Source organism: Micromonospora sp. CNZ297 (genome assembly GCF_007827625.1).
In genome coordinates, this window is record NZ_VISU01000037.1 from 1 (window position 1) to 22622 (window position 22622).

The 22622-nt window shown below is 72.7% G+C and carries 22 protein-coding genes, 1 tRNA gene and 1 pseudogene; 13 read left to right on the forward strand and 11 right to left on the reverse strand.

The window, feature by feature from the left end; all coding sequences use genetic code 11:
• Positions 1-384 precede the first annotated feature (384 nt).
• Positions 385-1620, reverse strand: a pseudogene (locus FB454_RS32630) (hypothetical protein); the annotation flags it as partial.
• A 103-nt stretch (positions 1621-1723) separates the two neighbouring features.
• Between FB454_RS32630 and FB454_RS32635 the strand changes: the two are divergent.
• Positions 1724-2395 (forward strand): PASTA domain-containing protein, encoded by a 672-nt coding sequence (locus FB454_RS32635; protein WP_236619341.1) that lies wholly within the window; start codon positions 1724-1726, stop codon positions 2393-2395.
• A gap of 97 nt (positions 2396-2492) precedes the next feature.
• Positions 2493-3392 (forward strand): PASTA domain-containing protein, encoded by a 900-nt coding sequence (locus FB454_RS32640; protein ID WP_145824164.1) that lies wholly within the window; start codon positions 2493-2495, stop codon positions 3390-3392.
• Positions 3393-3395: 3 nt separating this feature from the next.
• On the opposite strand, the gene FB454_RS32645 is transcribed toward FB454_RS32640, so the two are convergent.
• On the reverse strand, positions 3396-3863 hold the full coding sequence (locus FB454_RS32645; protein ID WP_030269636.1) for a hypothetical protein: 468 nt from the start codon (positions 3861-3863) through the stop codon (positions 3396-3398).
• A gap of 98 nt (positions 3864-3961) precedes the next feature.
• The gene (locus tag FB454_RS32650; RefSeq protein WP_013283297.1) at positions 3962-4249 is read right to left on the reverse strand and encodes a hypothetical protein; all 288 of its coding nucleotides are present in this window, start codon (positions 4247-4249) and stop codon (positions 3962-3964) included.
• A gap of 626 nt (positions 4250-4875) precedes the next feature.
• On the opposite strand from FB454_RS32650, the gene FB454_RS32655 reads away from it, so the two are divergent.
• The 3 genes from FB454_RS32655 to FB454_RS32665 all read left to right on the forward strand — a co-directional run bounded on the left by FB454_RS32655 (position 4876) and on the right by FB454_RS32665 (position 6496).
• The gene (locus FB454_RS32655) at positions 4876-5757 is read left to right on the forward strand and encodes a helix-turn-helix domain-containing protein (protein WP_013283298.1); all 882 of its coding nucleotides are present in this window, start codon (positions 4876-4878) and stop codon (positions 5755-5757) included.
• Positions 5727-5948 carry a DUF397 domain-containing protein gene (locus tag FB454_RS32660; RefSeq protein ID WP_013283299.1) on the forward strand — a complete coding sequence of 74 codons (222 nt, stop codon included), beginning with the start codon at positions 5727-5729 and terminating at the stop codon, positions 5946-5948. Before FB454_RS32655 ends, FB454_RS32660 begins: the two co-directional genes overlap by 31 nt.
• Positions 5949-6097: 149 nt before the next feature.
• Complete coding sequence (locus tag FB454_RS32665; protein WP_013283300.1) at positions 6098-6496, forward strand: hypothetical protein; 399 nt, start codon at positions 6098-6100, stop codon at positions 6494-6496.
• Here FB454_RS32665 and FB454_RS32670 read toward each other — a convergent pair.
• The 4 genes from FB454_RS32670 to FB454_RS32685 form a co-directional block, all read right to left on the reverse strand.
• Positions 6464-7066, reverse strand: a complete 603-nt coding sequence (locus tag FB454_RS32670; RefSeq protein ID WP_013473359.1) for a hypothetical protein — start codon at positions 7064-7066, stop codon at positions 6464-6466. The genes FB454_RS32665 and FB454_RS32670 overlap by 33 nt on opposite strands.
• Before the next feature lie 86 nt (positions 7067-7152).
• Positions 7153-7959, reverse strand: a complete 807-nt coding sequence (locus tag FB454_RS32675) for a WecB/TagA/CpsF family glycosyltransferase (protein WP_013283302.1) — start codon at positions 7957-7959, stop codon at positions 7153-7155.
• Positions 7956-9065, reverse strand: coding sequence for an NAD-dependent epimerase/dehydratase family protein (locus tag FB454_RS32680; protein ID WP_030269640.1), 1110 nt, complete (start codon positions 9063-9065; stop codon positions 7956-7958). The genes FB454_RS32675 and FB454_RS32680 overlap by 4 nt, the downstream gene beginning before the upstream one ends.
• 71 nt (positions 9066-9136) lie before the next feature.
• A tRNA-Leu gene (locus FB454_RS32685) sits at positions 9137-9222 on the reverse strand.
• A 209-nt stretch (positions 9223-9431) separates the two neighbouring features.
• On the opposite strand from FB454_RS32685, the gene FB454_RS32690 reads away from it, so the two are divergent.
• Genes FB454_RS32690 through pknB form a run of 7 tightly spaced genes read left to right on the forward strand, consistent with a single transcriptional unit; the run spans position 9432 to position 18385 of the window.
• Positions 9432-10220 (forward strand): FHA domain-containing protein, encoded by a 789-nt coding sequence (locus tag FB454_RS32690; protein WP_026267912.1) that lies wholly within the window; start codon positions 9432-9434, stop codon positions 10218-10220.
• 6 nt (positions 10221-10226) lie between these two features.
• Positions 10227-10712, forward strand: coding sequence for an FHA domain-containing protein FhaB/FipA (locus tag FB454_RS32695; protein ID WP_013283305.1), 486 nt, complete (start codon positions 10227-10229; stop codon positions 10710-10712).
• Positions 10709-12145 (forward strand): protein phosphatase 2C domain-containing protein, encoded by a 1437-nt coding sequence (locus tag FB454_RS32700; protein ID WP_030269644.1) that lies wholly within the window; start codon positions 10709-10711, stop codon positions 12143-12145. Before FB454_RS32695 ends, FB454_RS32700 begins: the two co-directional genes overlap by 4 nt.
• 28 nt (positions 12146-12173) lie before the next feature.
• Entirely contained in the window at positions 12174-13664 is a 1491-nt protein-coding gene (locus FB454_RS32705) for an FtsW/RodA/SpoVE family cell cycle protein (protein ID WP_013283307.1), read from the forward strand.
• Positions 13661-15169 carry a penicillin-binding transpeptidase domain-containing protein gene (locus FB454_RS32710; RefSeq protein ID WP_145824165.1) on the forward strand — a complete coding sequence of 503 codons (1509 nt, stop codon included), beginning with the start codon at positions 13661-13663 and terminating at the stop codon, positions 15167-15169. Before FB454_RS32705 ends, FB454_RS32710 begins: the two co-directional genes overlap by 4 nt.
• Position 15170: 1 nt before the next feature.
• Complete coding sequence (locus FB454_RS32715) at positions 15171-16556, forward strand: serine/threonine-protein kinase (protein ID WP_013283309.1); 1386 nt, start codon at positions 15171-15173, stop codon at positions 16554-16556.
• Positions 16553-18385 carry a Stk1 family PASTA domain-containing Ser/Thr kinase gene (pknB, locus tag FB454_RS32720; RefSeq protein WP_030269646.1) on the forward strand — a complete coding sequence of 611 codons (1833 nt, stop codon included), beginning with the start codon at positions 16553-16555 and terminating at the stop codon, positions 18383-18385. The genes FB454_RS32715 and pknB overlap by 4 nt, the downstream gene beginning before the upstream one ends.
• A gap of 174 nt (positions 18386-18559) precedes the next feature.
• On the opposite strand, the gene FB454_RS32725 is transcribed toward pknB, so the two are convergent.
• The 4 genes from FB454_RS32725 to FB454_RS32740 form a co-directional block, all read right to left on the reverse strand.
• Complete coding sequence (locus tag FB454_RS32725) at positions 18560-19210, reverse strand: aminodeoxychorismate/anthranilate synthase component II (protein WP_013473363.1); 651 nt, start codon at positions 19208-19210, stop codon at positions 18560-18562.
• A 5-nt stretch (positions 19211-19215) separates the two neighbouring features.
• Positions 19216-19488 carry a hypothetical protein gene (locus FB454_RS32730; protein ID WP_013473364.1) on the reverse strand — a complete coding sequence of 91 codons (273 nt, stop codon included), beginning with the start codon at positions 19486-19488 and terminating at the stop codon, positions 19216-19218.
• A gap of 3 nt (positions 19489-19491) precedes the next feature.
• Positions 19492-20397 carry a class E sortase gene (locus FB454_RS32735; RefSeq protein ID WP_145755730.1) on the reverse strand — a complete coding sequence of 302 codons (906 nt, stop codon included), beginning with the start codon at positions 20395-20397 and terminating at the stop codon, positions 19492-19494.
• Positions 20398-21188: 791 nt separating this feature from the next.
• Positions 21189-21995: a DUF881 domain-containing protein gene (locus FB454_RS32740; RefSeq protein WP_145824166.1), complete on the reverse strand. Its 807-nt coding sequence runs from the start codon at positions 21993-21995 to the stop codon at positions 21189-21191.
• Between the two features lie 230 nt (positions 21996-22225).
• On the opposite strand from FB454_RS32740, the gene FB454_RS32745 reads away from it, so the two are divergent.
• On the forward strand, positions 22226-22489 hold the full coding sequence (locus FB454_RS32745; RefSeq protein ID WP_013283316.1) for a cell division protein CrgA: 264 nt from the start codon (positions 22226-22228) through the stop codon (positions 22487-22489).
• The last annotated feature ends 133 nt before the right edge of the window (positions 22490-22622 follow it).

Consider the following 22622-nt stretch of genomic DNA (forward strand, 5'->3'; position numbering starts at 1 on the left):
CGGATCAACGAAGAGCCACCCAAGTGATCACCAACGCCGAACCCTAACGGCAATCAGCCGAACCGATCACCACAGACATAGAAGCGTCTTGCACTCGTGGCCCTCACAAAACTCCCTTTCGGGACATCCGAGGGACCACAACTGCAAGATCGACGAGCCGGGGCGGTGTGGGGCGGCTCAGCGGCGTCGGCGGGGGGTGCTCTCGGCGGGCGGGGGTGGGTCGGCCTGGTCGGGCGAGCCAGCCGGGGATGCGGAGTCGCCCTGCGTCGTGCTTTGCGGGCTCGTTTCGTCGGCGTTCGCGCCCTTGTCGCGAGGGCCTGCGGGGGCGGCCTGCTCGGATGCGTCGGGCTGTCGCTGCGGTGGCACGGCGCGTCCACGGCGGCCGGTGGTGGACCGGGTGGCACGACCCCGCTCGGTCTCCGTCCGACCGGAGGCTGCGCCTGGTTCGCCCTCCGCCATCCCGTCCCCTGACGAACCGGCCAACGGGTCCGGCGCCTTCTCCGTACCGGTCGTGAGGCCCGAAAGGTCCGACGTCGACCGGCCGGTGGCGGGTCGGTCCGGCGCCGACCTGGACGACCTGCCGGACGCCGACGTAGCCGACGCCGACCCGGTCGGCCGGGTCGCGTCGTCTGGGGTCGGCTCTCCGCCCGGCTCGGCCGTGTTCTCGCCGGTCGACGCGGGCTCCCCGTCGACGGGGTCCGGCTCGCCGGTGCGCTGGCGGGGTACTGTCACCCGCTCGGCGCTCCGGCGCTCGGCGCGCTGAGCCAGCGCGGCCATCACCATCGAGCCGCCGACGCCGGCGATCACCGCGTACGGGGCGATCAGGTGGGCCGACAACTGTTCCGCCGCGATCCCGGCCAGGCGCGGCACGGCAAGCAGGTACGCCAGCGCGACGAGCAGCGGTCCGGCCGCCCCGGAGGCCGCCGCGCCGACCCGGATCTCCGGTGCGCGGGCGGCTCGGCGGGCCGCCACCAGGCCGATCACCAGGGCGGAGAGCACCGACAGCAGCGCACCGGGCCAGTAGAAGTAGTCGCGGATCCAGAACGCGCCACGGTCCGCGCTGATCTGCCAGATGCCGAGCTGGGCGGTGGTCAGGCCACGGCCGGCGATCACCCCGTCGACCACCGACACCACGGCGAGCAGCCAGAGCCAGCCGGTGGTGGCGATCAGGTTGGTGGCGGCGGCGCGGGTGTGCAGCGCCCAGACGGCGAGCAGCACGCCGAGAACCAGCCCCGCGCCCGCGTACGCGGCGGCGACCGCCTGCGGCGAGGAGACGTCCGGCACTCGGGCCGCCCGCGCGGGTACCGCCACCAGCAGGACGGTGACGATCGCGCCGACACCCGCGGCGAGCGCCAGGCCGAGCCGGGGCAGCGTGCCCGGCGACTCGTCATCGCCACCACGCAGGCGCTGGGCGCAGACCGCACCGACGATGACCGATGTCGCCGCGATCCAGGTCGCCCAGGCGAGGCTCGCCACCCAGGCCGCCTCGGCCCGTACCGCGCCGTCCGGCACCCAGTTGATGATGCCCAGCCCGTACCCGAAACCGAGCTGCGCGGCACCCGCGCCGGCGGCGACGCCGAGCGCGGCGGCTGTCGATCCTCCCCAGCCCCGTCTGACCATGCCGGGGAGCGTAACGTCCCGTGGTCGGCGCGGCGAGTCGTAACGACGGGCCGTGACCGTCAGTGAGCAACGGATACGGTTGTCGATGATCGGGGCGGGGAGCATGACGGACGAGCGGCAACCGGCAGGCGACGGCAGCGGACCGGGGCGAGGCAGGCTGCTCCTCGGCGGTGGTGTGGCAGTGGCCCTGCTGGCCGTGATCGGCGCCAGCGTCGGGTGGATCCTTGCCGGTGAGCCGGAGCGCTCGGCCGCGCCCGGCGACTCCGCACCGCCCGCCGCCGCGTCCACATCGGCCTCCGCGACCACGGCGCCGCCGGCCACCGCCGCCCAACCATCCGGTACGCGCACCAGCGCCCCGGCCGGGCTCACCGTGCCCGAGGTGGTGGGCGCCGACTTCGAGCAGGCCCGCCGGGACCTGCGCGAGCGCCGCCTCGGCTGGCGACTGGTCTTCGGTACGGGCACCGGACGCACCGTGGAGCGCACCTCACCGGCTCCCGGCACCCCGGTGAAGCGCGGCACCACCGTCACCGTGTGGGTCTCCGGGCCGGCGCCGGCCGTCACCGTGCCCGACGTGGGCACGCTGTCCTGCTCCGACGCGGCCGACGACCTGGTGGAGGCGGGGCTCTATCCCCGGTACGCCACCGGGCGCCAGGGTCCGGTCACGGCACAGGAGCCGGTGGCCGGCGGTACCGCCCGATGGAACGACCAGGTGACGCTCACCTGCGGCGACAAGGCGTCCACGCCGCCGACGGTCTCCCCGCCGCCGACTCCGTGACGAGCGCGGCGCGCTGATCCCAGCCGGTGTCGCCGGGGACCGCTACGGTGGACGATCGAGGGCCGTGCGCCCCGTCCCGGTGGGGAAAGGACGTGCCATGAGCGACGACCGTCAGGAACCACCCGCCGGTGACGCGGACGCGACCCGCGCGATGCCCCCGGATGCCGACGCGACCCGTGCGATGCCGCGCGACGCGTCCGGGCACGACGCCGACGCGACCGGCGCGATGCCGCGCGACGCGGCCGGGCACGACGCCGACGCCACCCGCGCGATGCCGAGGAACGCCGCCGAGGAGGACGTGGAGGCGACCCGCGCCATGCCGCGGAACGCGGGCGACGCCACCCGTCCGTTGCCCGGCGGACCGGCAGGACAGGGCGGGCCGCGCCGTCCCCTCGACGCGACTACCCCGCAGGAACCGGTGGGCGCCTGGTCCGGCCGGGCCGGGGTGCCGCCACCACGTCCGGCGGGCTATCCCGAGCCCGGCAGCGAGTGGTACGGCGACGAGCAGGCCGGGCGCCGCTGGTGGATGCCGATCCTGCTCGGCATCCTGGCGCTGCTCCTGCTCGGGTTGATCGGGGCGGGGGTGTGGCTGGCGCTGCGTGCCGCCGACCGGAACTCCGATCCGGGCCCGCCGGTGCCGAGCGTCTCGGCACAGACGAGCGCCGCCCCGACGACCGCCGCACCGACCAGTGCCGCGCCGAGCAGTTCACCGCGGAGTACGCCGGCCACGACCGCCCCGGTGGAGGTGCCGATGCCGCCGCTGGTGGGGCTGCCGGAGGCGGCTGCCCGGGCGGCGCTCGACCGGCTGGACCTGGACTACCGGGTGCAACGGCGGGCGTCGGACCGCCCGGCCGGCACGGTGATCTCCACCGATCCCGAGGCCGGTTACCCGGTGGGCGAGGACGACCGGGTCACGATCGTGGTGGCCGTACCCGCGCCGCCGACGAGCGGGCCGAGCACTCCGGGCTCCGCCCCGGCGACGACCACGACGCCCTGACGATCACCACTGGCGTCTACGGGTGCCGACCAGGCCCAGCCCGGCCAGCGAGATGGCGAGCCCGAGCAGCCCGGAGTAGAACAGCGACCGGCTGAGGTCGTCGGTGGCGCCGGTCGGCCGTTCGGCGAGCGCGCCCTCGCCGCCACCGGCACCCGCGGCCGGTTCGTCCTCGTCCTCCGCCGGGTCGGTGGCGGCCCAGCCGTCCTCGTCGTCCGACCCGTCGGAGTGGGCGGCATCGGACTCGGCGGCATCGGAGTCGGCCGTGCCGGACTCCGTCCGGCCGTTCTCACCCGCAACGGTGATCTCCGGGGCCGGTACGGGCTCGGCGAGCTGCTGGGTGGCGGAGAAGGCGGGATGACGTACCGCGAGCGCGAGCGCGGTCGCGGTGACGAGGAAGAGGAAGAGCCCGAGGGCATAGCCGATACGGGACCGGTGGTGCCGCCGCGCGGCGGGCAAGTTGACCATGACCATCCCAGGTTCAGGGTCCATGGCGCGCGGGGTGGAACGTGCCGGGGTGGGCGTACCGATTCTATGGCGACGGCACGCCCTCCCGACCGGGAATCGTGAGGTCAGCCGACCCGGACCGGGGTCCGGACCGCCGGGCGGCGAGCCGTCCGCACGGTGTGCTGACGCGGAGCCGGCGCGGCTTGGAGCTGCCGCAACCCCTCCTGGAGTACGAAGATCGACCTCCGGTTGACCGCGTCCCCCGCCGCGTTCAACTCGTAGCCGTCGAGCCAGAGCCAACCGTCGTAGGTCGGCCAGTCGAGCACCCGGATCACCCGGAACATGATCGGTCGGAGGAACTGGACACTCGCCGCGCGAGTCACGTGCAGTACGTCACCGGAGCGGGGAAGCACATGGGCTCCTGGGAAGTCGGCCGGCGGGACCGGCGAGGCTGAACGGGGGTCAGGTGCGGTCCGGTGACGGGGGGTCTGCCTCGTGGACCGGCGGTCAGTGGGTCGGTGCTGGTCGGGCCGTACCCGCGGTGGCGGACCGCCACCCGACCATCACCCGGCTGCTCCCGGTTACCGCTCCCGTCGCCGCAGCCAAGCTGGCGTACAGCGACGGGGTCTTCATTCCGGGGCAGGTCGCAGGGCGCGGGACGGCTCCCCTCCGGCCGTCCCACGGACCGTGGTGCCACCACGCCCGGAGATCAAGCGAAGACGGTGAGTAACCCGTGCCATACGGACAGACTGCATCAGGGACGTGCGACATGCAAGTTGCACGTGGAGTTTTGCTGATAGGTGAGTCGGACACGCAAACGGCGAAACTTGAAGCGTCAGGTATCGGAGCGGCACACTGGACGCCGGTTTCGCCCGTCGCGGCCGGTCGACGACCGGCACCACCCCTGCCGCGAACGCACACCCGCCGCCCGCCGGTCGCGCCCGCGGTGGGAGCCGAACCGGGGCGCGACCGACCGGAGGTAGCCGGGTGACTGTGAAGCGTGGTCCCGCAAGCCGATGGACGGCACCGAGGTGACTCCGTGAGCGAACGGCGCAGCCCGACCATCCGGCGGCGCCGGCTGGGGGCGGAACTCCGCCGGCAGCGGGAGGCGGCGGGCATCACCATCGAAGTCGTCGCCGAGCAGCTGGAGTGCTCGGCCTCCAAGATCTCCCGGATCGAGACCGGCCACACCACGGCGACCCCGCGCGACGTACGCGACATGCTCCGCATCTACGGGGTGGTCGGCGCGGAGAGCGACGAGCTGGTGCAGATCGCCCGGGAGGCCCGGCAGAAGGGCTGGTGGCATCCGTACAGCACGGTGCTCGTCGGCGCGTACGTCGGCCTGGAGGCGGCGGCCAGCTCCATCCGCGCGTACGAGCAGCAGGTGGTGCCGGGTCTGCTGGAGACCGAGGAGTACGCCGGTGCGATGATCCGGGCGGCCCGGCCGGACTTCACCGACGAACAGGTCGACCAACGGGTGCGTGTCCGTCTGGGCCGTCAGTCGTTGTTGACGCAGGACGATCCGGTCGATCTGTGGGTGGTGCTCGATGAGGCGGTGCTGAGCCGGCCGGTTGGCGGCGACGTGGTGATGCGTGGCCAGCTCAAGCGGTTGGTGGAGGTGGCCGAACTGCCGAACGTGACAGTGCAGGTCCTGCCCTTCGAGGTGGGAGCGCACGCCGGCATGGACGGGACCTTCACGATCCTCAGCTTCCCCGAGCCGAGTGATCCCGATGTCGTGTACGCGGAGAACGCCACGGGTGGACTCTTCCTGGAGAAGAGTGACGAACTGCAGAAGTACAGCTTCATCTTCGATCACATTCGAGCAGCGGCCATGCGCCCGGAGGAGTCCATCGCACACATCGCGAAACTGGCAGAGGAGCCACTGTGGAAATGGCGACCAAGGAGTTCCCCGTGGACCTGACGCAGGCGACGTGGTTCAAGAGCTCGAAGAGCGGGCCGAACTGCGACAACTGCGTCGAGGTCGCGTACGTGACCGGGGCGGTCGGGGTGCGGGACTCGAAGGACAAGACCGGCCCGGCTCTGGTCTTCGCACCGGGCGACTGGCACGCCTTCGTCGCCCGCGCCCGGAACGGCGTGTTCGGCCGGAGCTGACCGGCACCGAGATGTGGTCCCGCCCGGCAGCGTCGCCGGGCGGGACCATTCGCGTCCGCGTGCCCGTGCGGCGGCGGGCACCCGTCGCCAGTTCCGATCCGCCTCGTTGAACCGCACGGATCGGCAACCGAACAAGGCAGGCGAGACGGATGACGACGATCGGTTCAGAGAACCTCACCAGCGGCCCGGGCAAGCCCGAGCGGTTCGGTGGCAAGTACCGGGGTGCCCGCCGGGACACCGTCCTCACCGAGGTGGTCTCCGGTGACGGCGAGGACGCCCGCGAGAGTGGCGTCCCCGAGCAGGCCACGGCGCCGCTGTCCCTGCCGTCGCTGGACCCCAACCCGCTGACCGAGCCGTCCTTCCCGCCGAGCGGCTGGCCGGTCGAGCAGCAGGAGTCCCTGGTGGACCACCCGCTGCTGCGCGGCCTGCTGATGGAACTGCCCCCGAAGGGCAGTGTGCCCCCGCCCGGCTGGCTGGACCGCTGGTTCGAGGCGACCCGGGCGATCCTGGAACTGCTATACGTGCAGGGCGCGAGCCGGTCGCGCTGACACCGCCTCGGCGGCCGGCATCGCCCGCTCGGCGAGCCGGTTGTGCCGGAGCGCGTGGCGTACTCCGATCGCGCACACGCCGAGCACCCCGACGGTGATCACCGGTCCGGCGACGCCCGGCGCGGTGAACAGGTCGACGCCGATCGCCGGCAGCACCGCCACCAGCACCGCGATCGCCGTCGCCTGGAGCGGCAGCGCGATCAGCGGGTGCGCTGCCGCCGCGCGCAGCCCGTGCGGGGCGGGCGTCTCCGGCGCCGCCGCGAACGCGCCCGCGCCGGACCGCAGCCGCCGGACCCGCCGTACCGTGCAGACCGCCACGACGGCCGCCGGCACCGCGGCGACGCCGAGCGCGGCGGCGGCCCGGTCCACAGTGGTGTCACCGGCGCTCTGCAGGCCCGCGGCGAGGACCGCCGCGGTGAGCGCGAGGCCGGTCAGCACCAGGACGGACAACCATCCGGTACGCCGGCGCAGCGCGCGGGCGCGGTCCAGCCCGGGCAGGCCCTCCGCGACCAGTCCGGCGGCGAGCCAGACGGCGGCGACGGGAAGCAGCAGGGCGAGACGGTCATCCATGGCCCTTAGCCTTGCCCGTTTCGACGTCCGCCGAATCCGGGACGGCACCCCGGTTCGTCCCGTACCCGTGCCCGTAGGGGTACGGCTCAGACGTCGAACGTGGCCGGTCGCCCGGTGGCCGGCGCCGGCGGGTTGGCCTTCCACAGGCCGGTCTTCTGGGCCGCGAGCCGGGCCAGGTAGGCCGGGTTGAGGATGACGTACCTGCGCCACAGGCGCTTGGGCTCCAGGCCGAGCCGCCAGAACCACTCCAGCCCGGCGCGCTGCATCCACGGTGGCGGGTTGCGCAGCAGGCCGGCGTGGTAGTCGAAGGCCGCGCCGACTGCCATCAGCGGCATGTCCAGCAGCGGGCGCATCGCGTACGCGAAGACCTCCTGGCGCGGGCAGCCCAGCCCGACCAGGACGAGGCGGGCGCCGCTGGCCCGGATCCGGTCGGCGATCTCGGCGTCCTCGCCCGGCGCGACGGCGCGGAACTTGGACGGCTCGACCCCGGCGACCTTCAGCGCGGGGAACTTGCGCTCCAGCGCCGGGACCAGCCGGGACAGCGTCTCCTCGGTGGAGCCGTAGAGGTAGACGGGCAGCCCTTCCTCGGCGAACCGGGCGAGCACCCGCAGGGTCAGCTCCGGCCCGTAGACGCGGTCGGTGAGCCCGGCGCCGTGCAGCAGGTTGAGCGCCCAGCGCACCGGCTGCCCGTCCGGGGTGACCACGTCGAACGAGTTGAGCCGGGCGTTGTGCGCCGGGTCGAGCACGCCGGTCATCACGCCGTGCACGGCGAGCGCGGTGAGCGCCAGCGGGCGGCGCTCGTGCGCGGCCGCCACCACGGCCTCGGTGGCCCGGGCGTAGTCGGTGGCGTCGACCCCGACGCCGAGCACGTTGCGCTTGGTCCCGGTGGTCATGCCTTCGGCACCCACTTGTCGGCGTTCGCCTCGTAGATCTCGCGGAGGATCATCGGCACGTCGTACGTGATCTTCCAGGACGGGTAGTGCTCCTCGAAGCGGGCCATGCTGCTGACGTACCACTGGTGGTCGCCGGTGCGGGCCTGCTCGACGTAGTTGATCCGGGCCTCGCGGCCGGTGATCTCCTGGGCGACCCGGAACGCCTCGATGTGCGAGGTGTTGGAGTGCCGGCCGCCGCCGAGGTTGTAGACCTGGGCCGAGCGCGGCTCCCGGAAGAACGCCTCGAACGCGGTGAGGACGTCGTGCGAGTGGATGGCGTCCCGGACCATCTTCCCCTTGTAGCCGAAGAGGTTGTACGTCCGGCCCTCCATCACGCAGCGCATCAGGTACGCCAGGAAGCCGTGCAGCTCGGCGGCGGAGTGCGCCGGGCCGGTCAGCGTGCCGCCCCGGAAGCAGGCGGTCCTCATGTCGAAGTAGCGGCCGTACTCCTGGACCATCACGTCGGAGGCGACCTTCGAGGCGCCGAAGATCGAGTGCAGCGACTCGTCGATCGACATGTCCTCGGTGATGCCGTCGTACCAGCGGTGGTCCTCGGGCAGCTCGTACCGGGTCTCCAGCTCGATCAGCGGGAGCGAGTTCGGCCGGTCGCCGTACACCTTGTTGGTGGAGCAGTGGATGAACGGCGCGTCGACGGCGTGCCGCCGGGTGTTCTCCAGCACGTTGAGCGTGCCGCCGGCGTTCACGTCGAAGTCGGTGAACGGCTCCTTGGCGGCCCAGTCGTGGCTCGGCTGGGCGGCGCTGTGGATCACCACGGCGATGTCCTTGCCGTACCGCTTGAAGACCTGCTCCAGCCCGTCGCGGTCGCGGATGTCGACGGCGTGGTGGGTGTACGCGGATCCGAGGTCGGCGGCGAGCCGGTCGAGGCTCCAGGCGGTCGAGCCGTCCTCGCCGAAGAAGTACCGCCGCATGTCGTTGTCGATGCCGACCACGTCGAGACCGAGTCCGGCGAAGTGCCGGGCCGCCTCGGAGCCGATCAGACCGCCGGAACCGGTCACCAACGCGACAGTCACACGCCACTCCTGGTCCATGGGAGGCAGGGAAACCATCGGAGCATAGCGTGACGTCCGGAACGCCCCGATACGAAGCAAGGGCCCCGCTGTGTGCGGAGCCCTTGTCCTGGTGGGGATGGGGGGAGTTGAACCCCCACGTCCTTTCGGACACACGGACCTGAACCGTGCGCGTCTGCCATTCCGCCACATCCCCGTGGCACGACCTGGAACACCATATCGCATCCCGCGCCCGCCATCTGCGGCGGGTGCCGGGACATATTACGCTGTCCACTGGTCACGCCACGAACGATCACCGCTCGTGGCGGGCGAAACTTTAGCACGCTCGCGGGCCTGGTCACGAACGGGCCGACGGCAGCCGGCCGAGCGGCGTGTGAGCTGCGGAGGCGGTGTCCGGATACCATCATTGCCTCGGGACCCGAGGAGGAGCCGGTGAGCGTGCTGCAACGCTTCGAGAAGCGTCTGGAAGGCCTGGTCGAGGGGGCCTTCGCCAAGGTCTTCAAAGGGGTGGTCCACCCCGTGGAGATCCTCAACGCCATGCAGCGGGAGGCCGAGGCGCACAAGGCGATCCTGGCCGGTGGGCGCACCCTTGTGCCCAACCGCTACGTGATCGATCTCTCGCCCTACGACCACAGTCGGCTGGCGCCGTACGCTGCCGCGCTGGCCCAGGAGCTGGCCCAGTCGCAGGCGGAGTTCATCGGCGAGCAGGCGTGGACGGTCTACGGCGACGTGATCGTCGAGGTCGAACGCGGTGAGGGCCTGGACACCGGCATGTTCCGGGTCACCGCCGAGGTCTACACCGGCGGGGACGTCGCCCCGGTCTCCGCGCCCGGCGGCTACGACGCCGGCCCGGCGTACCCGGCGTACGACCAGGGTGGCGGCTACGGCCCTCCGCCCGGTCACGGCGGCGGCCGCAACGTCCGCCTGGTCTCCGGCGACGGCCGCACCTACCCCCTCCAGATGGGCTCGACCGTGATCGGCCGCGGCGACCAGGCCAACCTGCGCCTGCCCGACGTCGGCATCTCCCGGCGCCACGCCCGGCTGGACTTCGACGGCGGCCAGGTGGTGCTGACCGACCTGGGCTCCACCAACGGCACGATGGTCAACGGCCAGCGGGTCTCGGCGGTCGCCCTCAACCCCGGCGACATGATCCAGCTCGGCACCACGACGCTGACCTTCCGCGTGGACGGCTGATCCGCGTTGCCGGAACTCGTCATCACCGTCGCCCGGTTCGGGTTCCTGATCCTGCTGTGGATCTTCGTGTTCACGGTGGTCGGCGTGATCCGCCGGGACCTCTTCGCCGGTGCCCGGTCGGGCCGGCTCGTGGCCGCGCCGCGGGGGATCGGCGCGTCGACCGGGCAGCCGGGGAAGCCGGCGAAGGCCAAGCGCGGCCGGGCCGCCCACCAGCTGGTGGTCACCGCCGGTCAGCTCGCCGGCACCCGGATCACGCTCGGGGAGGCCCAGATCACCATCGGCCGCGCGGAGGACTCGACCCTGGTGATCACCGACGACTACGCCTCGGCGCGACACGCCCGGCTGGTGCCCCGCGACGGGCAGTGGTACGTCGAGGACCTCGGATCGACTAACGGCACCTATCTCGATCGCGCTAAGGTCACCGGACCAACCCCCGTCCCCCTCGGCGTGCCGATCCGGATCGGCCGCACTTCCCTCGAATTACGGCCATGACTCTGACCCTGCGCTACGCGGCCCACAGCGACCGCGGTCTGATCCGAGACGGTAATCAAGATTCCGTCTACGCCGGACCGCGGCTGCTCGCCGTGGCCGACGGCATGGGCGGCATGGCCGCCGGTGACGTCGCCAGCAACATCGTCATCGGTGCCATGGCGCCCCTCGACGAGGACGTCCCCGGTGACGCCCTGGTCGACGCGCTCCGCTCCGCCGTGGGCACCGCCAACCAGCAGCTCCGCGACACCGTGGACGCCAACCCGCAGCTGGAGGGGATGGGCACGACGCTCACCGCGACCCTCTTCTCCGGCAGCAAGCTCGGCATGGTCCACATCGGTGACTCCCGGGCCTATCTCCTGCGCAACGGCGAGTTCGCGCAGATCACCAAGGACGACACGTACGTCCAGATGCTCGTCGACGAGGGCCGGATCAGCGCGGAGGAGGCGAGCAGTCACCCCCAGCGCTCGCTGCTCACCCGGGCGCTCGACGGCCGCGACATCGACCCGGAGTACAGCGTCCGCCAGGTGTTGCCCGGCGACCGCTACCTGATCTGCTCCGACGGGCTCTCCGGCGTGGTCAGCGCGGAGACCATCGCGGACACCATGCGGGAGTACCCCGACCCGCAGCGGTGCGTGGAACGCCTGGTGCAGCTCGCGCTGCGCGGCGGCGGCCCGGACAACATCACGGTGATCATCGCCGACGCCACCGACCAGGACATCGTCGAGGCGTCCCCGATCGTCGGCGGCGCCGCCGCCCGCGACCGGGGCATGGCGACCTCGGCCGACGACTCCACCCCGGCGGCCCGCGCCTCGGCGCTGTCCGCCCCCCGGCCACCCGCGCCGGAGGAGCCGGCGGACAACCGCGACGACGAGCCGGAACGGCGTCGCCGCCGGCCGCTGCGCACCGTCGCGATGGTGCTGGCGCTCGCGGTGATCGTCGGCGGTGGCGCGTTCGGCGGGTGGACGTACACCCAGCGGCAGTTCTACGTCGGCGCCACCGACGACGGCCAGCTCGCGGTCTTCCGCGGGGTGCCCGGCCAGGTCGCCGGACTGGACCTGTCGAACGTGCACGCGCGCAGCGAGGCCCGGCTCGACGACCTCACCCTCGCCGCCCAGGAGCGGGTGAAGCAGGGCATCCAGGCCCGCAACGAGCCGGACGCGGAGCGCCGGCTGGCGGAGCTGACGAGTGAGGATCCGGCGAACCCGAACCTCAAGCCGCTCTGCCCGCCCGACCCGTCGCCCGGTGCGACCAGTCCGAGCCCGGCAGCGGGCGGGCTGAACCCGCAGGTCAGCGGCAGTCCCGCACCGTCCGTTCCGCCGGCCGGCTCACCGAGCCCCGGCGCGTCGACGCCGCTGACGACCATCACGCCCGACGCCGTACCCTCCGACACCGTTCCGCCGGCCGACCCGGCGGGTTGCCGGTCGCCGGAGTGAGTGCCGGCTCGATCCCGAGGACGTATCCGTGACCGCAGCCGCCGTACCGGCCGCCTCGCCCGCTTCGACGGGCGAGGAGTCCGGCGTACGCCTGGCCCGGTCCCGGCGCAACGCCGAGCTGTCCCTGCTCCTGCTCGCCATGGTGCTCGTCGCGGCGTACGCGGCGATGATCGAGGCGAAGGCGCTGGACACGATCACGCCCGACTTCTGGATCCCGGCCGCCGCGCTGGGGCTGGTCTTCCTCGGTCTGCACCTGGTGATCCGCTGGCTGGCGCCGTACGCCGATCCGGCGCTGCTGCCGGCGGTGGCACTGCTCAACGGCATCGGGGTCGGCTTCCTGCGCCGCTACGACCTGGCCAAGGCCACGCCCGCCGAGCGGGAGGACCTGGCCGTCTTCGCCGGCACCGGCGGCCGGCAGCTCGCCTGGACGCTCGCCGCGGTGGTGCTCGCCGCCGCTCTGCTGGCGATCCTGCGCGACCACCGTTCGCTGTCCCGGTACGCGTACACGCTGGGCCTGGCCGGCATCGTGCTGGTGATGATCCCGGCGGTGCTGCCCAGCCGGTTCTCCGAGATCAACGGCGCGAAGCTGTGGATCAAGTTCGGCGGATTCTCCATCCAGCCGGGTGAGTTCGCCAAGCTGGCCCTGCTCACGTTCTTCGCCTACTACCTGGTGCGCAAGCGCGAGGTGCTCTCGCTCGCCAGCCGGCGGGTGCTGGGCATCGACTTCCCGCGCGGGCGAGACCTCGGCCCGGTGCTCGTGGTCTGGCTGGTCAGCCTCCTGGTCCTGATCTTCGAGAAGGACCTCGGCACCTCGCTGCTCTACTTCGGCATGTTCGTGGTGACGCTCTACATCGCCACCGAGCGGGTCAGCTGGCTGCTCATCGGCCTGATCCTGTTCTTCGGCGGCGCCTACCTGGCGTACGTGCTGGGCAGCACCGTGGGCGGCCCGTTCGCGAACTTCTACGACCGGGCGCAGATCTGGCTGGACCCGTTCGCCGAGCCGTACGACAGGGGCTACCAGCTGGTGCAGGGTCTGCTCACGCTCGGCACCGGCGGCCTGTTCGGGGCCGGGCCGGGCGGCGGCCAGCCGGCGCTGCTGCCCGAGGTGCAGACCGACTTCATCTTCGCCGGCATCGGTGAGGAGATCGGCCTGTTCGGTCTCTCCGCGCTGCTGGTGATCTACCTGCTGATCGTCGAGCGTGGCCTGCGTGCCGCGCTGGCGGTACGGGACTCGTTCGGCAAGCTGCTCGCCGGTGGTCTGGCGTTCACGCTGGGCCTCCAGGTCTTCGTCATCGTCGGCGGCATCAGCAAGCTCATCCCGCTGACCGGTCAGACCACCCCGTTCCTGTCCGCCGGTGGCTCCTCGCTGATGGCGAACTGGCTGCTGATCGCCCTCCTGCTGCGGGTCTCGGACGGCGCCCGCCGTCCGGTGACCGGCGGCGGTGGCCCGGCCGCCCGGCCGGCAGGCGGCCCGCCCGAGCAGTTGCACGGCGCCCCGACGGAGGTGATCCGGCCGTGAATGCCCCTCTGCGCCGCGTCGGCGTGGTCGTGATGGTCCTGTTCGGACTCCTGTTCGCGAACCTGAACTGGATCCAGGCCTACAAGGCCGACGAGTACCGCAACAGCGACTACAACGGCCGGGTCCAGGTCGCCGAGTACGACCGCAAGCGCGGGAACATCGAGGTGGGCGGCACCGCGTACGCGGTCAGCAAGGAGACCGGCGGTGAGCTGAAGTACCAGCGCACCTACCCGGGCGGGGCGATGTACGCGCACGTGCTCGGCTGGAAGCCGGTCAACGGCAGCGCGAGCGGCATCGAGCGGGTGGAGAACGACTTCCTCGCCGGCACCAGCGACGCGCTCATCGCCAGCCGGATCAAGGACATGTTCACCGGTGACGAGACCGGTGGCGGGAACGTGCTGCTGACGCTCTCCAAGCGGGCTCAGGAGACGGCGTACAAGCAGCTCAACGACAACCAGGTCGGCGCGACCAAGGGCGCGGCCATCGCGATCGACCCGCGTACCGGCGCGGTGCAGGCGCTGGTGTCCATGCCGAGCTTCGACCCGAACCCGCTGGCGAGTCACAACAGCACCGAGGCGGACCGGGCGTACAACACGCTGGAGAAGGACAAGGACCGGCCGCTGGCGAACCGGGCGCTGTCCGAGACGCTGCCGCCGGGCTCCACCTTCAAGATCATCATGGCGGCGGCGGCGCTGGAGAACGGCGTCGGGCAGCAGACCCGCATCCCGGCCGGTTCCAGCTACACCGCGCCCGGCGCCGGTCAGCCGATCCGCAACGCCGCGCCGTCGATCTGCCCCGAGTCGCAGGTGACGCTGCGCGAGGCGGTGACCGAGTCCTGCAACACCGGCTTCGCCCAGCTCGGCGTACGCCTCGGCTCGGACAAGGTCAAGGAGAAGGCCAAGCAGTTCGGCTTCGAGCAGGAGGACCTCACCGTCGGCCAGCTCGGTGATGGCGGCCTGCCGGTGGCGGCCAGCCGCACCGGCGACATGCAGAACCCGGACGGCAGCACCGACCAGGCCGCTCTGGCGCAGTCGTCGATCGGCCAGAACAACGTGCGGATGACCCCGTTGCAGGGCGCGATGATCGCCGCCGCGGTGGCCAACAAGGACGGCAAGCAGATGCGTCCGTACCTGGTCAAGCAGCTGCTCGGGCCGGACCGCACCACCGTCTACGACGCCGCCCAGCCGCGCGAGCTGCGCCGCCCGATCAGCGGCCAGGTCGCCGCCGACCTGCGCGACATGATGCAGAACGTGGTGAAGGAGGGCACCGGCCGCCGGGCCGCCATCGACGGCTTCCTGGTCGGCGGCAAGACCGGTACCGCCCAGTCCGGCCCGAACACCCCGGACCACGGCTGGTTCATCGGCTTCGCCCTGGACAAGGACGGCACGCCGCTCTCCGCGGTCTGCGTCGAGCTGGAGCAGGCGGGCAGCGGCGGCAGCGCCGAGGCGGCCCGCATCGCCGGCCGGATCATGGCGGCGGCGATCGCCGACTCCGGGAGGCGCTGACGTGCTCGGTCCGGGAGTGAAGCTCGGCAACCGCTACCGCCTCGACGAGCGGATCGCCAGCGGTGGCATGGGCGACGTGTGGCGCGGCACCGACCAGGTGCTGGGCCGTACCGTCGCGGTGAAGAGCCTGCTCCCGGCACTGCTGGACGAACCGGGCTTCGCCGAGCGGTTCCGCGGCGAGGCCCGGACCATGGCCACCATCAACCACCCCGGCGTGGTCGACGTCTACGACTTCGGCAGCGACCAGCACATCGCCTTCCTGGTGATGGAGTACGTCGAGGGCGACGCGCTCTCCGCCACGCTCAGCCGTGTCGGCCGGCTGACCCCGGCCCGCACGATGGCGCTGCTGGCGCAGGCCGCCGACGCGTTGCACGCGGCGCACGAGAAGGGCATCGTGCACCGCGACGTGAAGCCCGGCAACCTGCTGGTCCGGCCGAACGGCACGCTCGTGCTCACCGACTTCGGCATCGCCCGCTCGGACCTGGTCGGCCAGCTCACCGCCGCCGGCTCGGTGCTCGGCACCGCCTCGTACATCTCGCCGGAGCAGGCCACCGGCGCTGTCGCCACCCCCGCCTCGGACGTCTACGCGCTGGGCGTGGTCGCGTACCAGTGCCTGGCCGGCCGCCGCCCGTTCGAGGGGGACAATCCCCTCGAAATCGCCATGAAGCACGTACGGGACACTCCGCGGGCGCTTCCGGCGGACATCCCGCCCCAGGTCCGGGCGATCGTCGAGCGGGCCATGGCGAAGGATCCGGCCGCGCGCTGGCCGAGCGCCGCCGCGCTGGCGAGCATCGCCCGGCAGGCCAAGCTCGCGCTCTCCCAGGCGGCCCGCTCCGGGCACCCGATCTCCGGCGTACCCGCCTCGCCTGCCGCGCCCGTCGCGCGGGCGCAGGTGCCCACCGCCGCTCCGCGTCCGCAGCCGCCGGCCGCCGCCCCGCGCCCGCAGCCCCGGCCGCCCGTGTCACCGGCCCGCCCGCCGGTCGCCGCGCCGCGCCCGGCCGTGATCGCGCACCCCGCCCCGCAGCCCCGTCCGCCGGTGGCGCCGCGCGGCGCGGCCCCCGTCCCGCAGCCACGCCCCGTGCCCCAGCACAACCCCCTGGGGTACGCGCGACCGCCCGCCGCCGCTCCGCCCCGGCGCTCCCGGTCCGGGCTGTGGACGACGGCGATCGTGGTGGCCGTACTGGTCATCCTCTGCTCGGGCGTGATTTCGTTCCTGTACCGGAAATACGGTGCTACCGCATCCGCTTCGGCGAGTGTGAGCGTGACCTCCGGCGCGGTGCAGCCGTACGGAGGCGACTATCCGGTCCGCACGTCGTACCGTCGTGAGGTACGCCTCCTGCCGGCCGGCGGCGGTACGACGACGAGCGAAGGACGAGAGACGCGATGACAGCGCAGGCCCGCCTGCTCGGTGGCAGGTACCAGGTCGGCGAGCTGCTGGGCTACGGCGGCATGGCCGAGGTGCACCGCGGCCGTGACCTCCGGCTCGGGCGGGATGTCGCGATCAAGATGCTCCGTGCCGATCTGGCCCGGGATGCCACGTTCCAGATGCGGTTCCGCCGTGAGGCGCAGAACGCCGCCTCGCTCAACCACCCGGCGATCGTCGCCGTCTACGACACCGGTGAGGAGACCGCCCCCACGGGCGAGACCCTGCCGTTCATCGTGATGGAGTTCGTCAACGGCCGGACCCTCAAGGAGGTCCTCGGCGTCGAGGGGCGGCTCCAGCCGCGCCGGGCGCTGGAGATCTGCGCCGACATGTGCGCCGCGCTGGAGTTCAGCCACCGGCACGGGATCATCCACCGGGACATCAAGCCCGGAAACGTGATGCTCACCCAGACCGGCCAGGTCAAGGTGATGGACTTCGGCATCGCCCGGGCGCTCGCCAGCGGCGCCACCACGATGACGCAGACCAGCGCGGTCATCGGCACCGCACAATACCTCTCCCCCGAGCAGGCGCGCGGCGAGGCGGTCGACGCCCGCTCCGACGTCTACGCGGCCGGCTGCGTGCTGTTCGAGCTGCTCTGCGGCCACCCGCCGTTCGTCGGGGACAGCCCGGTCAGCGTCGCGTACCAGCACGTGCGGGAGCAGCCGCCGACGCCGAGCACGATCAACCCGGACGTCAACCCCGCTGTCGACGCCATCGTGCTCAAGGCGCTGTCGAAGAACCCGCTCAACCGCTACCAGAGCGCCGGCGAGATGCGGGCGGACCTGCTCCGCGCCGCCGCCGGCCGGCCGGTGCTCGCCACCCCGGTGATGCCGGCCGAGGAGACCATGCCGATGGGCGCCGCCGCGGGCGGCTACCACCAGGCGCAGCAGACCCAGATGATGGGCCCGCAGACCCGCCAGCAGCCGGTGGCGCGGGTCGGCGACCCGGGCAAGCGCAAGAGCTCGTCCTGGGTCATCGCCGCGTTCGCCACCCTCGGCGTGCTCGCGGTGATCGCGCTCGGCACGGCGCTCTGGCTCAACCAGGCCGGCAACGAGAAGGTGTCGGTGCCGCAGTTGGTGGGCCGTTCGCAGGCCGAGGCGCAGGCGGCGCTCAACCAGGCCGGGCTGCGTTTCACCGCAGGTGACCCGGTGCAGAACACCACGTGCGAGAAGGGCTCGGTGGTCGACCAGAGCCCGTCGTTCGGCCAGCGGGTGGAGAAGGACACCGAGGTCACCGTCAACGTCTGCACCGGCCCGGGCCAGGTCACCATCCCCACTGGCCTGAAGGGCAGCACCAAGGATGCCGCGCAGACGCGTCTGCGCGAGCAGAAGCTCGTTCCCGTCGTGGAGGAAGTGAACAACAGCGCGCCGAAGGACCAGGTCGTCGACGTTTCCCCCAATGAGGGCAGCCCGGTCGCCGAGGGCAGCAAGGTGACGCTCAAGGTCTCCCGGGGCAACGTGAGCGAGGTGCCGAACGTCCGCGGCTACACCGAGGACCAGGCGACGCAGCGGCTCAAGGAGGCCGGCTACGAGGTCCGGGTCCAGGAGGGCGACGAGGTCGACCCGGCCGAGGCGGGCAAGGTCAGCAGCCAGTCACCCCGCGCGGGGACCAGCCTGGCCAAGGGCGAGCGGGTGACCATCCGGGTCGACGTGCCGCGCGAGGAGGAGCCGACCAGCCCGACGCCGAGCGGCTCGCCCAGCACGTCCCCGAGCACGCCGGGCAACGGCGGCGGCAACGGCGGCGGCAGTGGCTTCCCGTTCCCGCCAGTGGCCCCGACGCGTACCGACCGCTGAGCAAGACCTGAGCACGACGCGGCGGCGTCCCCGACCCCCGGGGCCGCCGCCGCGCCCATTCTCGCGACGATCATGAAGTTGGCGGCGCAAGGCGTCCGATTTATCCCCGCCAACTTCATGATCGACCGAGAAAGGGCGGGCGGGACCGCGCCGGGTGAGAAGCGGGCGGGGGCGTCAGGCTGGGGAGAAGGCGGCCTGACGGCGGGCGTCGACCTCGGCGGCCAGTTCCGGGGCGCGCTCCAGCGCCGCGGGGAAGCCGCAGGCGGCGAGCCAGTTCGCCAGCATCAGGTGACCGCCCTCGGTCAGCACCGACTCGGGGTGGAACTGCACGCCCTCGATCGGCAGCGTGCGGTGCCGCATCGCCATCACCACGCCGGAGGCGGTCCGGCCGGTGACCTCCAGCTCGTCGGGGAGCGTCTCGGGCAGTACGGCGAGCGAGTGGTAGCGGGTGGCGGTGAACGGGTCGGGCAGACCGGCGAGCACGCCCACGCCGTCGTGGCGTACCTCCGAGGTCTTGCCGTGCAGCAGTTCCGGCGCGCGGGCCACAGTCGCGCCGAACGCCTCGCCGATCGCCTGGTGACCGAGGCAGACGCCGAAGATCGGGAGCTTGCCCGCGTACTCGCGGATCACGTCCAGGCAGATGCCGGCCCGGTCCGGACTGCCCGGCCCGGGTGACAGCAGGACACCGGCGGCGCCGGCGCGGCCCACCTCGGCGACGTCGATCTCGTCGTTGCGCCGCACCTCGCAGTCGGCGCCGAGCTGGCCGAGGTACTGCACGAGGTTGAAGACGAACGAGTCGTAGTTGTCGATCACCAGTACGCGCATCGCTGTCACCTGTTCGGGGTGGAGGGTGGGGCGTTGTTCGTCTCGGTGCTGTACGGCAGCTCCTCCTCGCCGGGCAGCCCGGTCGGCTCGGTGATCCCACCGTCACCCGGTACGCCGGAGTCCTGGGTGACCTGCACGTCGTCGAAGGGCAGCAGCGGCTCGGCCCACGGGAAGACCACGAACCAGAGCAGCGCGACGGTGGCGGTGGCCAGCACCAGCGAGCCGAACAGCTTGCCGGGCAGCCCGAACGGGAGTTTGCGCCAGATCCACGAGTACACGGCTCACGCCTCCAACTCGGCCGGGCGGCCCGCCGACTTGGCCTGCGTGTGGTCGAGCCGGGCGTGGATGATCAACCGCTGGTAGTTGTCGAACTTCGGGTTGCAGGTGGTGAGCGTCAGCAGCTTCTCGGTGGGCTTCTGACCCGGCTTGCCGGGCACCGGCGCGACCACCTCCACCTGGGACGGCTTGACGATCCGCTGCTGGTATACCCGGTAGACGAGCCACTCCGTCTTGGTCTCGACCACTATCGCGTCGCCGGTCTTCATTTCGTCCAGCCGCCAGAACGTGGAGCGGATCCGGTGGCCGGCGACGGAGAAGTTGCCCACCTCGCCGGGCATGGCACTGTCCGGATAGCGGCCCGGCGCGTACCGGATGTCCTCCGGGCTGACCCCCTCGACCACCACCCAGTGCTTGTCGAACTTGGGGATGTAGAGGCCGGCGACCGGCCTGCCCTCCGCCGGTGGCTTCGGCTTCACCGTCGGCCCGGTGGTCGGGCCGACGGTCGGGTCCGCCGCCGCGTCCCACTCCTGGGCGAGCTGGCTGTTCAGGTCGCTCTGGTGGGCCTCGACGATAACCGCCTTGCCCCAGATCTCGTACCCGGCGAAGAGAAGCACCACCAGCCCGAAGGTGATCAGCAGCTCGCCGGTGCCCCGCACGACGGTGCGCAGCCGGGAGCCGACGGTGGGGCGGGTCAGCTCGGAGTAGACGCTGCGGTATCCGTCGCCGGTCTGCTCGGGCCGCAGTTGCACCACCCGCTCGCCGCGCCGAGGGCGGGGCGGCTCGGCGGGCGGTTCGGCGCCACCACCACCGCCGCCGTCGCCGGTGTCAGGCACCGGGGGCACCGCGCCCATCAGCCCGGTGGCGTCCAGGTGGGGGTCCGCGGGTGGGCGGGTGACGGCGGGCAGCACCGTCGTCGCTCCGGGGTCGGCCGGAGGGTTCCGGTCCGCGCCGGCCGGCCCGCCGAGAGGGGGTACGCCGGGCGGCCGTCCCTCACCCCCCGCCGGTCGGCGACCGTCCTCCGGCGGGCGTCCGCCGGCCTCCCACGGGCGGGTGCCGTTCTGCGGTGGCTGTCCACCGCGGCCACCACGCTCGGGCGGGATCGCCGCACCTGTGGAATGGCGGACGGCGTACTGCTGCCCCGCCGGTCCGTACCCCTCCGGTCGCGACTGGCGCTCGCCCGGCCGGTGTGCGACGTCGCCGGGCGCGGCCGGGCGCATCCCGGGAGCGGGACCACCCCGGGGCGCCGCTCCGTGGGGCGCGGGGCCGTTCTGCGCCGGCCCGTGGGGCGCGGGGCCGTTCTGCGTAGGGCCGTGGTGTCCGGCGCCCTGGTGCGCCGGGCCGGCCGGGTGGGGCGTACCCCTGGGGGGAAGCTCGCTCGCCGGGGGGCGGAACCGGGGGTCGGCCTCGGGGCGGGAGGCGCTCGCCGGTTGATGCGCCTGACTGCCTGGCCACGGCGGCGGCGGAGCGACCGGCGGGGCGGTCCGTGGCGGGGCGGACGGCGGTTGGCCGGTCCGTGACGGCGCGGGCTGGCGGGTGTCCGGGCCGCGTCGGGCCGGGGCGGTGTGGGCCGGGCCGGCGTCGGGCCAGGGCAGGTGGAGCGGCTGTGGCGACGCCGGGGCCGGACGCTCGACCCGGGGGAGGAACGCTGTCGACTCCTCCTGGTGGTCGTGGCCGGTGCGTTCCCGGGGGTCGCCGCCGGTCACCGGGGCACCGTCGCCGATTGCAGCGCGGTGGAGTCCTCGAACGCCGGCACGGTGACGGTGGAGACGCGCTCGACGTACCCGAGTTGGTAGTGGTCGGCCACTTCCTTGAACACCCGCACTCCCTCAGAGGCGGCGAGCGCCCGCTGGAGTTCCGCGGGATCGCCGATTGCCACGATCTTGAAAGGAGGGGAGTACACCCGGCCGTGCAGCAGCAGGGTGTTACCGACGCAGCGTACCGCGCTGGTGCTCAGCACGCGGACGTTCATGATTGACATGGCCTCCGCGCCGCCGGCCCAGAGCGCGTTGACGACCGCCTGGACGTCGCCCTGGTGCACCACCAGGTCGTCGTTGCTGGCGCCCTTCGGTAGCGGCTGGTCGGGCCGGCGGTCGGCGTCGTTCAGCTCGACAGTCACGCCGCTGCCGGTGAGCGCTGTGAACCCGGCGGCCTGCCGGCTGGCGGCGGCCCGGTCCCGCTCGGTCTTGATCGGCCCGTCGGCGCCGGCGAGCGCTTCGGTCTGCTCCTCCACCTCGGCCCGGAGCCGGGCGGCCTTCGCCTCGCTGGCGGCGACCTCCTCGCGGCGGTCCTCGATCAGCTGGGTCAGCTGAGGCCGGCGGTCCTCACGCAGGGAGGTGCCGCCCGCGGTGGTGGCGGTGGTGGTGAACAGCAGACCGGCCGCGGCGGCGATCAGGGGTACGCCGACGGACCAGCCGGGGCGGCGCTGGCGTGCGCGCCGGGGCAGCAGGGCGGCTGCCGCGCGGCGGAGGACCTTCTGCCAGGAGGCGGCGCCGGACGTGTACTCCACCGGGCGTTCCCTTTCCCGTCGTCTCGTTCCGGCCCGCGCCGGTGCGAGCCGACCTGCTCGACCCGGAAAGTCCGCTCTTTCCGGTTACTGAGTGCACCGGCCTGGCCCCATTCGTGGCCTGGACGGTCCGTCCGGACTACGCTAGCTGTCGAACATTATTGGCCATGGACCGTCGCCCTCGCGCCCGGTTGTCAGGCCGGACGAGGTCGTACCCCCCTCTGGAGAGCGTCGTGCCCAAGTCTCAGGTCCGCAAGAAGAAGGTGTACACCCCGCCGACGGACGTACGTCCGACGGCGACGGCGTCGACGCGCAAGCCTAGCCCGATCTGGCTGCCGGTCACGGCGGTCACGCTGATCGTGGCGGGCATCGGCTGGCTGGTGCTCTACTACCTGTCCGAGCAGGCGTACCCGGTCGCCAGCTGGGGTTACTGGAACCTCGCCGTGGGCTTCGGCGCGATGGTCTCGTCGCTGATCCTGCTCTCCCGCTGGCGCTGATCCGGCGCTGCCCCACCCCGGCGTAGGTCACGCCACGCCGCCCCTGCCCGGCGCTTCGGCGCCGGTCCACCTAAGGTGTGCGCAGGGCGGCGTGGCCTGGTGCGAGAAGACTCACGTTACTGCTGGGTAACCT